Genomic DNA, 9,583 nt, shown 5'->3' with positions numbered 1-9,583 from the left:
CTCGGGTCATCCCGCACTTGATGCGGGATCCAGCACTGAATTAGGCGCGTCTGGCAGTCTGGATGCCGGATCAAGTCCGGCATGACGATAGCGTGGGGTGTCAGCATAAAAAAATCCCGCAGTGTACCGCGGGATTTTTAGCGTCTTTACAGGATCTCAAGCGGCAGGCTCAGCAGGCCTGCTCGATGAGCTTGTCGAGGAATTTCTCGCACTTTTGCAGCTCAGAGATTTTGATGAATTCATCCGGCTTGTGAGCCTGCTCAATGGAACCTGGACCAACAACGACGGTAGGCACTTCCAAAATGGTCTGGAACAAGCCGCCTTCGGTGCCGTAAGCAACTTTTGCGTGGTCGTTGCGGCCAGCAAGACGCTTTGCGAGAGCGGTCACATCATCATCAGGGTTGGTGTTCAGGCCCGGAATTTCGGAGTTGCAGATGAACTCGATATTGGCTTCCGGATAGACCGCCTGCATTTCCGGCAGAAGCTCTTCATTTGCGTAGCGCTGGATTTCTTTCACGCAAGCCTTCAGGTCTTCTGTTGGCAGGATGCGGAATTCAAAGATCACTTCGCAGCGCTCTGGCACAATGTTGAGAGCCGTACCGCCAGTCATCACGCCTGTGTGGGCGGTGGAGTATGGCAGGTCAAACAGCTCGTCACGCGGGCCAGATGCTAGTTCCTTTGCCATCTGCTCCAGCTTGTTGACTAGGCGGGCGCCGTAGTTAACGGCGTTTACGCCCTGCGGAGCAAGAGAGGAGTGGCAGGAAAGGCCGGTGAAGATAGCGCGGTAAGATGCCTTGGACTTGTGCGCGACAATAACCTGCATTTCAGTCGGTTCACCCACAAAACAGGCCGCAGCCTTCTGACCCTTTTCTTTGAGGTCCCAAAGCAGGCCCTGCACACCAATACAGCCTACTTCCTCGTCATAGGAAAAGGCGAGGTGGAATGGGCGTGTCAGCGGCGCCTTCAACATGTCAGGTACTTTTGCCAGACAGGTCGCAACAAAGCCCTTCATGTCACAAGAACCACGGCCCACCAGCGTGCCATCACGCTCAACGAGGGTGAACGGATCACTGGTCCAGTCCTGTCCGTCAACAGGCACAACGTCGGTGTGACCGGAGAGAATAAAGCCGTTATCTGCGTCCGGACCAATGGTGACGAACAGGTTCGCCTTGGTGCGGTCCTCATTGTAAACACGGTGGCCTTTGAGCCCGAATTGGCTCAGGTATTCCTCAACCCAGTCCATCAAAGGCAGGTTGGAGTTACGGCTAACGCTATCAAAGCTTACAAGTTTTTCCAGAATTTCGGTTGTCGTCATAGACATATGAAAAGTTTACCTTCCGGTGGCGTTCGGTTTGCCTCGTCCTATTATTGTTTAAGGCATTTCTTCAAGAATTCCAAAGCCAGGCAGCGCCGCGAACGCCGGAGCTGTCACCGTGCATGGCTTTGCGGATGACTACGTCGTAGCCATCAGAAAAGATGAAAGGGCGCATGGCTGCTGGCAGGTCCTCGTAAAGCTCGTCTACGTTGGACATGCCGCCGCCCAGTACAAAACAGTCAGGGTCCAGCAGGTTGGCAGACATCGCTAAGGCGCGGGCCAAACGACTGACATAGCGCCGGTAAGTCGCCTGTGCCATGTCTTCGCCAGCATGCATTCGGTCGATGATTTCCTTGCCAGAAACCTTTAGCCCTGTTGCGTTCTCATAGTCCCACTGGAAGCCAGTGCCAGAGCACATCAGGTCAATGGCGCTTCTGGCACCTGTCCAGTTGATCGGGCCGGGAAACTCGTCTTCCTGTAACCAAGGAACGGTCGTGCTACCCCATTCGCCTGAAATGCCGTTGGCCCCTTTGAGAGGGCGTCCATGAATGGCGATGCCAGAACCGCAGCCAGTGCCAACGATGATAGCGTGCACCACATCAAAGCCTGCACCTGCACCATCTGTTGCTTCAGAAACGGCCAAGCAGTTGGCGTCATTTTGAATGCGCACAACGCGGCCAAGCGCTGCTTCAAGGTCTTTGTCGAGCGGCTTGCCGTTCATCCATGTGGAATTGGCGTTCTTCACAAGACCGCTGGAAGGGGAGATGGAGCCGGGAATGCCAATGCCAAGCGTGCCGCGCTGTCCTGTTTCAAACTCGGCGGCGGCAACAAGCTCCACAACTGCCAGAACGCAGCCATCGTAATCGTCACGCGGCGTAGGAACCCGCTTGCGGAAAAGCTCTTCGCCCTCATTTGATAGGGCGATGATTTCCATCTTGGTTCCGCCCCAGTCAATGCCTAGCCGCATTGTCGCTGCCCCTGTGTTGCTCATAGCCCGCCCTTTGTGTCGCTGGCACCAAGGTGGCGGGGATGCTCGAAGGCGTCCGGCGCATCGTCGCTCAGTTCATCCAGCTGTTTGCCGTAGCTGCGGAACTTGGCGAGGATACGGTCCATCTCTTCCTGCGATAAAATCGCCGGCTCTCCAATAGAAAGAGCGCTCATATACTGGTCTGCCAGCGCCTCAACCTCAACAGCAAGCGCAAAGGCTCTGTAGAGGGAAGCGCCAAAGGCAATCTGGCCGTGGTTGGCAAGCAGACACGCACGGCGCGGGCCGAGCGCTGCAAGCATGGCTTCGCTCAACGCCTTGGTGCCGAAGGTCGCATACTCGGCGCATTCGATAGACTTACCGCCAGCCGCCGCAACCATGTAGTGAAATGCGGGAATAGAGCGACGCAAACACGAAAGCGCGGTCGCACGGGCCGAGTGGCAATGAATAACTGCAGTAGCGTCAGGGTAGGAGCGGTACACATCGCGGTGCATCTGCCATTCGGAGGAAGGCAGGGTGTCGCCCCAATAACCACCATCGAGACTCATTTCGACAATGAGGTTCTCGGTAAGGTCTTCGTAGGGAATGCCGGATGGGGTGATAAGGAAGCCGTTCTTGCTGCGCACGCTCACGTTGCCGGAGGTGCCGTGCGTCAAGCCGCTTGTCGCCAGCAGCTGCGCATAGCGGATAACGTCGCTTTTCCCTTCTAACCCATTGCCAGTCATTGGCTGAATGCCCTGATACCGATGTATGTTTATCTGTGAAAGATACGGTCTATCCCTATCATCCCTAAGGCGTCAAGAGCACCACTTTTAGGAATTAAGGCGACGCTTGAGCACATCTTCCAGTTTAGGAACGGCTGAAAGCAACAAACGCGTATAAGGGTGGGAAGGGTTAGCGAACACTTCTTCCGTAGGGCCTTCCTCAACAATTACGCCGCTGTTCATTACAATGACGTGGTCGGTGATGGCCTGAACCACAGACAGATCGTGGCTAATGAAGAGGTAGCCGACACCCAGACGATCACGAAGATCGGCAAAAAGATCGAGAATCTGTGCCCTAATTGATACATCCAGAGCGGAGACCGGTTCGTCAGCAACAATCAGCTTTGGCTCGGTTACAAGGGCACGGGCAATGGCGATGCGCTGGCGCTGGCCGCCGGAAAATTCGTGCGGGTACTTTTCGCCGTCGCTGATGGTAAGGCCAACGGACTCAAGCGCTGTGTGAACACGTTTCTCGGCTTCTTTAGCGCTGATCTCACCGCGAAGCAGGAAGAGCGGTTCGCCGATGATGCGGCTTACCTTGTGGCGCGGGTCAAAGCTGCCATAAGGGTCTTGGAAAACAGCCTGAATGCCACGGCGCAGTTCTGCTCGCTCATGCCCGCCCGCCTTAAACGGATCTTTGCCAAGGAAGCTGACGGAGCCTTTCTCCGGTAGCTCAAGGCCAAGCAAAGTGCGAGCAAGGGTAGACTTTCCGCAGCCGCTTTCGCCTACAAGGCCAAGGCTTTGGTGCTCCGCAATTCTCAGGCTCACATGGTCAACGGCGGTATGTCTGCGGCGCTTTTCGAAGAACGTGCGGCGTGGCAGCGGGTAAGAGCGCACCAGCTCGTCAACGCTAAGGATCGGCTCGCGGGTCAGGTCCAGCGGTTTACGCCGTGCTGGCGGGCAGTGGCTGGACGCCTCAACGAGCTTCTTGGAATACGGGTGCTTGAGGTTGCTGAAGAGGCTGGTGGTCGCGCCGTGCTCGACAATCTCGCCGTCTTTCATAATGGCCACACGGTCTGCCATATCTGCAACAACAGCAAGGTCGTGAGAGATCAGCAGCAGAGCCATATCCTGCTCGCGTACGATATCACGCAGCAGGGTGAGAATTTGCGCCTGAATAGTAACATCGAGAGCGGTGGTCGGCTCATCGGCAATCAGCAGCTTAGGGCCGCATGCAATGGCGATTGCGATGACAACGCGCTGGCGCTGGCCGCCGGAAAGCTGATGCGGAAACCGGTGCATGGTAGTGCGATCACTGCCAAGGCCAACACGCTCCAGCGCTTTACCTGCTTCAGCATAGGCTTCCTTCCAACCAACGCGGGTATGAAGGCGAATACCCTCGGCAACCTGCTCGCCAATGGTCTTGGTCGGGTTTAGCGCCGTCATAGGCTCCTGAAACACCATGGAAACATCGCGCCCGCGAATGGCGTTCATTTTCCGATCTTCAAGACCAACAATCTCTTGTCCCAAGAAGGAGATGGAGCCCTTAAGCGTCGCACCTTCCGGCAGCAACTGCATAGCCGCAAGGGCGCTCATGGATTTTCCTGAGCCACTTTCTCCAACAAGGCCGAGAACCTCGCCTTTCTCGATAGAAAAGCTGACGTTCTTCAGAATCTGCTTCTGTCGGATTTCTAGGCAGAGGTCCGTTGCTTGGAGAAGTGCCATTTATGCAATCCTCCGGCGCAGTTTCGGGTCAAGTAGATCGCGCAGACCATCACCCAGCAAGTTAAAGCCAAGTACCGAAACAACAATGGCAAGGCCGGGATAGAGCGCCAGCTGTGGTGCGAAAGCCACCATGGTCTGGGCTTCGTTCAGCATGCGGCCCCAGCTCGCAAGGGGCGGCTGCGTGCCAAGACCGAGATAAGAAAGACCAGCCTCTGCCAGAATGCCGAGGGACAGCTGAATGGTCGCCTGCACAATAAGCAAGCTGGCGATGTTCGGCAGAACGTGCTCAAGCGTGATGCGCAGGGAGCCTTTGCCCGCAACACGGGCTGCAAGCAAAAAGTCACGGCTGGAAAGGGCAAGCGCACCGCCACGGGCTACGCGGGCGAACACAGGAATGTTGAAGATGCCGATGGCGATCACGGCGTTCATGATGCCGGGGCCGAGCAGGGCAGTAATCAGAACAGCAGAAAGAATAGCCGGAAAGGCAAAGATAAGGTCATTAAGGCGCATAACGCCTTCTTCCAGCAGGCCGCGTTTGGTGGCGGCCAATAGGCCAAGCGGAACGCCGATCACAATGCCGATGCCGACAGCAATCAGCGCAACGATGATAGAGGTACGTGCACCAATCATCAGCATGGAGAGAATGTCTCGTCCATACTGGTCTGTGCCCAGCAGGTAGGTGCTGCTTGGTGGCAGCAAGCGCTTGGAGACGTTCAGCGCGTCAATGGCATGCGGCGTCCAGAAGAAAGAGACAACGCCTGCAATGACGATAAGCGAGGCCATAACCGCGCCAACCATGAAGGACTTGCTGGCAAGGACCCGTGCAAGGCGGCGAGGGCGCATGGAAAGAGAAGAGTTTCCTTGGCTCATCGGCGCAACCTCGGGTCGATAGCTGCATACGCCAAATCCACCAGAAAAGTGACGAAGACGGCAGAGGCAACAAGCAGCATAACCGCGCTCTTCACCACAATAAGGTCGCGCTGGGTAATGGCCTGAAAGATAAGCCTGCCAAGGCCGGGCAGATAAAAGACGTTCTCGATAATGACAGTGCCAGCAATGAGGAACGAGAACTGCAGGCCAAGAATGGTGAGCACCGGAATGAGCGCGTTGCGTACGCCGTGTAGCCATAACGTAGAGCGCTTGGAAAGGCCCTTGGCGCGGGCGGTGCGAATATAGTCTTCATGCAGCACTTCGACCAATGAGGAGCGCATCACACGAGCAAGGATCGCTGCTTGAGGTAGCGCCAGAGCAACAGCGGGCAGAATAAGCGATTTCAACGCTGGCCAGACACCAGCTTCCCACCCCGGAAAACCGCCACTTGGCAGAAGGCGCAGGGTGATGGAGAAAACGAAGACCAGCAGGATCGCAAACCAGAAGTTTGGAATAGCAATGCCGATCTGCGCGCCTGCCATAATGCCGGTATCCAGCGCTTTACCGCGATACTTGGCGCTTAACACACCAACAGGGATCGCGATGACGGTAGAAAGAACGAGCGCGATAAGGGCAAGCGGAAGGCTCACGAGAACACGATCTCCGATGAGATCAGAGACGGGAACCGAGTAAGTGTAGCTGATGCCGAAGTCACCGGAAAACATGCCCGTGACCCAGTCGATATAACGGGTGAAGGCAGGGGCGTTGAGGCCAAGCTGCTCACGAAGCGCGGCAAGCGTATCTTCTTGCGCGTTCATGCCCAGCATCAACTCGGCAGGGTCGCCCGGTATGACTTCGAGAATGAGAAACAGCACGAGACTTGCCGCAAACAGCGTGGCAAGCAGACCTGCAAATCGCATAATGCCGTAAAGAAGCATTGGCAGTCTCGTAAAAAAGGCAGAAAACCAGCAAAACGAACGCAGGCTTTCCGGTGAATATTAATGGATGGGCGTTCCTATCAAAGGCGTGCCCTAATATCAAATTAAGGGCGCTGGCATGGCGCAGTTATGCACGCCAGCGCCGCTGTTTTCAGCTTATTTCCAGTGGACTTTGGTCAGATCGTTCGCTGGAACAGGGGTATTTTCCCAAAGACCTTCCAGATCGGCCTTCCAAACGCCGGATTTTCCAAGCTGGAAAAGGTATACGTTGACCGCATCCTCGGTGATCTTGCGCTGGATATCGCCAAGCAGGGCATAGCGTGCTTCGGTATCAACCGTCGCGTTCAGCTTGTTGATCATGGCTTTCACTTCAGGGCTGTCATAGTTGAAGTAGTAGCCGTCACGCGCATAGATGCCGATGTCCATTGGCTCCACATGGGAGACGATGGTGAAATCGTAGTTCTTTTCTCGGAATGCTTCAGAGAGCCACTGCGCCCACTCAACCGGAATGATTTCCAGATTGATACCGATCTTCTTGAGATCAGAGGCGATCAACTCGCCGCCGCGGCGGGCGTACTGTGGAGGAGGTAGCTTCAGCGTTGCGGTAAAGCCTTCAGGGTATCCAGCTTCGGCAAGAAGGGCCTTGGCCTTCTCAATGTCCAGCGCGTAGGTGTCTTTCAGGTCGACATAGGCAGGATGATGCGGCGCAAAATGGGTACCAATTACAGTGCCCTGACCAAACATTGCACCATCAATGATGGCCTGCTTGTCAATGGCATGGGAAATGGCACGGCGAACACGTACATCAGCTAGAGGGCCAGCCTTGTTATTCATCGCCAGAATGGTTTCACCCTCGGTGGAGCCGATGGAAACCTTGAAGCGTGGGTCCATTTCAAACTGCACCAGCGTTTCAGGTGCTGGGAAGTTCGGGAATGCATCCAGATCGCCGGACATCATCGCAGCAAAAGCAGCATTAGGGTCGGAGATCATTTTGAAGCTTGCAGAGTTTAGCGCAACCGGCTCGCCCCAGTAGTCAGGGTTCTTTACAAGGCGTACTTCTTGACCCTGAATCCATTTGTCGAACTTGAATGGACCGGTGCCGATTGGCATGGACTTGTTGTTATCGGCGCTCTTCGCGGAAACGATAATTGCGTCGCCCTGCGCAAGGTTGAAGAGGAAGTTGCCAACCGGCTTCTTCATCTTGATGACTACGGTGTCAGGCGCGGTAACGTCTACGCTCTCGATATCGGCAAACAGGGGCTTTTGCGCGTTCACACTGTCTTCAGTGCGGGCACGGTCCAGCGAGAACTTTACGTCCTCGGCGGTCATCGGCGTGCCGTCATGGAATTTGACTGGGCTGTTCAGCGTGAAAGTGTAGGTGAGGCCGTCTTCGGATACGGTCCATGCCTTGGCAAGACCAGGAAGCACCGCACCGTCCGGCCCGACCTTGGTCAGACCCTCGAAGATGTTGGAGTAGGTGACCTCGTCAATGGCCGCTGCAGCGCCTGCAGTCGGGTCCAGATGCGGTGGTTCCAAAACCATACCTACAGATACAGAGTTATCTGCCGGACCTGCATAGGCTGGCATTACAGCTGGTAAAAGGGTTAGGGCGGATGCGAAAAGTGCTCCTCCCAATGCGGCCCTAAAGCGCAATGAACTCATCCAATTATCTCCCCACTATTTCGATGGATCTCTTGGTGCGTTTATCTATCGTGCGATGGTACCGGTTAAAACCAGTGCCGCCTGCGCCATCACTTTGGCGCTGTCTATCATATCGTCTATGCCCACAAACTCGTCAGGTCTGTGTGCCATCTCCAGTATCCCCGGTCCGTATGCAATGCAATCGTACAAGTGACCTAGTCTTGCAATATGCTTTTGATCATATGAGCCGGGAGAAATGATATATTCAGCAGGCTTTGCCAATACGGTCTCAATGCCTTCTGCCACGGCCCTTACGACCGGTGCGTCCTTTTCCGTCATTGTTGGAAGGACTTCAAGAAGGTCCTTTAACGAATAGCGAAAGTTCTCACGCTCTCGGCATAAATCCTCAAGCAGAGAAACAACTTCACCTCTTACCTCGTCAAGGCTTTCTTCTATTAGGAAGCGGCGGTCCAGCACAAGTCGGCAACTGTCAGGTACGCAAGGGGAAGGAAGGCCTTCACCGCTTGGTTCCTGTCCGCCGTGAATGCTATTGATGTTGAGCGTAGAACGCCGTGCTTCCTTTGGTGTAACAGGCATTTCTGTCTGCTTTTGCTCCAAGAGCGGATAAAGCCGCTTTTCCAGCTTTTCCATAAATGCGCCCATATGGCGAACGGCACAATCTCCAAGAAACGGCATGGAGCCGTGGGCGATCTCGCCATGTGTCTCGACCTCACCCCACCAGACACCGCGGTGCCCAAGGCAGATGCGATCTTTCTGAAGAGGTTCGGGAATAATGACGTGATCGACACGAGGTGGAGAGAAATAGCCCTTTTGAGCAAGGTAGGCGACGCCGCCAAGGCCGCCAGATTCTTCGTCCACCGTGCCGGAAATCTCTAGCGCACCGTTTAGATTGCCAACGCATTCAATGATCGTTTCAACGGCAATGATAGAGGCGGCAAGCCCGCCCTTCATATCACAAGCGCCGCGCCCATAGACTTTGCCGTCTTTTACAACGCCTGCGAACGGATCGACTGTCCAGCCCTTGCCGACCTCTACGACATCCATATGGGAGTTGAAATGAACACACGGGCCGGGATTACGCCCTTCAAAGCGGGTAACAACATTCGTACGCGGGTAGCGGGCACTATCGCCGGGGCTTCCTTCACCGCGAACATATTCTACCTGAAAGCCACGCCGTGCCATGCGCCGCCCAATGTATTCAGCACATGGGGTATAGGCTTCACCGGGCGGATTAATTGTGGGAATTTGAATAAGTTCTTGAGTGAGACGAACAATGTCATCTCTTTTTGCCTCTACTCTGGCAAACACTTCCTCAAGCATACGCATACCCCCTAATTTCCCCAAGGGTATCATGCAGTGGTTTTTACTCTAGGGGAAGGGATAA

Annotated in this window: 8 protein-coding genes; all 8 read right to left on the bottom strand. The window is 55.1% G+C overall.

What is annotated here, in order from left to right:
* Nucleotides 1–169: 169 nt before the first annotated feature.
* The 8 genes from argE to E1162_RS07085 all read right to left on the bottom strand — a co-directional run bounded on the left by argE (nucleotide 170) and on the right by E1162_RS07085 (nucleotide 9,519).
* Nucleotides 170–1,321, bottom strand: coding sequence for an acetylornithine deacetylase (gene argE, locus E1162_RS07120; RefSeq protein ID WP_155128733.1), 1,152 nt, complete (start codon nucleotides 1,319–1,321; stop codon nucleotides 170–172).
* Nucleotides 1,322–1,385: 64 nt separating this feature from the next.
* Complete coding sequence (locus E1162_RS07115) at nucleotides 1,386–2,282, bottom strand: ROK family protein (protein WP_155128875.1); 897 nt, start codon at nucleotides 2,280–2,282, stop codon at nucleotides 1,386–1,388.
* A 20-nt stretch (nucleotides 2,283–2,302) separates the two neighbouring features.
* Nucleotides 2,303–3,025 (bottom strand): class II aldolase/adducin family protein, encoded by a 723-nt coding sequence (locus E1162_RS07110; RefSeq protein ID WP_155128731.1) that lies wholly within the window; start codon nucleotides 3,023–3,025, stop codon nucleotides 2,303–2,305.
* 87 nt (nucleotides 3,026–3,112) lie between these two features.
* Entirely contained in the window at nucleotides 3,113–4,729 is a 1,617-nt protein-coding gene (locus tag E1162_RS07105; RefSeq protein ID WP_155128729.1) for an ABC transporter ATP-binding protein, read from the bottom strand.
* Nucleotides 4,730–5,599: an ABC transporter permease gene (locus E1162_RS07100; RefSeq protein WP_257098727.1), complete on the bottom strand. Its 870-nt coding sequence runs from the start codon at nucleotides 5,597–5,599 to the stop codon at nucleotides 4,730–4,732. It abuts the gene before it with no gap.
* The gene (locus tag E1162_RS07095) at nucleotides 5,596–6,537 is read right to left on the bottom strand and encodes an ABC transporter permease (RefSeq protein WP_155128727.1); all 942 of its coding nucleotides are present in this window, start codon (nucleotides 6,535–6,537) and stop codon (nucleotides 5,596–5,598) included. Before E1162_RS07095 ends, E1162_RS07100 begins: the two co-directional genes overlap by 4 nt.
* Nucleotides 6,538–6,693: 156 nt before the next feature.
* Nucleotides 6,694–8,199, bottom strand: a complete 1,506-nt coding sequence (locus E1162_RS07090; RefSeq protein WP_155128725.1) for an ABC transporter substrate-binding protein — start codon at nucleotides 8,197–8,199, stop codon at nucleotides 6,694–6,696.
* Between the two features lie 45 nt (nucleotides 8,200–8,244).
* Nucleotides 8,245–9,519 (bottom strand): acetylornithine deacetylase/succinyl-diaminopimelate desuccinylase family protein, encoded by a 1,275-nt coding sequence (locus tag E1162_RS07085; protein WP_155128871.1) that lies wholly within the window; start codon nucleotides 9,517–9,519, stop codon nucleotides 8,245–8,247.
* Nucleotides 9,520–9,583 lie beyond the last annotated feature (64 nt).

This window comes from Pseudovibrio flavus, assembly GCF_009711345.1.
In the GTDB taxonomy this organism is placed as follows: Bacteria; Pseudomonadota; Alphaproteobacteria; order Rhizobiales; family Stappiaceae; genus Pseudovibrio; species Pseudovibrio flavus.
This window is presented reverse-complemented; position numbering and strand designations above follow the sequence as displayed.

Bases quoted from the DNA above. Each gene is read 5' to 3' on its own strand.
- argE (WP_155128733.1), bottom strand. From the start codon at position 1,321: ATGTCTATGACGACAACCGAAATTCTGGAAAAACTTGTAAGCTTTGAT.
- E1162_RS07115 (WP_155128875.1), bottom strand. From the start codon at position 2,282: ATGCGGCTAGGCATTGACTGGGGCGGAACCAAGATGGAAATCATCGCC.
- E1162_RS07110 (WP_155128731.1), bottom strand. From the start codon at position 3,025: ATGACTGGCAATGGGTTAGAAGGGAAAAGCGACGTTATCCGCTATGCG.
- E1162_RS07105 (WP_155128729.1), bottom strand. From the start codon at position 4,729: ATGGCACTTCTCCAAGCAACGGACCTCTGCCTAGAAATCCGACAGAAG.
- E1162_RS07100 (WP_257098727.1), bottom strand. From the start codon at position 5,599: ATGAGCCAAGGAAACTCTTCTCTTTCCATGCGCCCTCGCCGCCTTGCA.
- E1162_RS07095 (WP_155128727.1), bottom strand. From the start codon at position 6,537: ATGCTTCTTTACGGCATTATGCGATTTGCAGGTCTGCTTGCCACGCTG.
- E1162_RS07090 (WP_155128725.1), bottom strand. From the start codon at position 8,199: ATGAGTTCATTGCGCTTTAGGGCCGCATTGGGAGGAGCACTTTTCGCA.
- E1162_RS07085 (WP_155128871.1), bottom strand. From the start codon at position 9,519: ATGCTTGAGGAAGTGTTTGCCAGAGTAGAGGCAAAAAGAGATGACATT.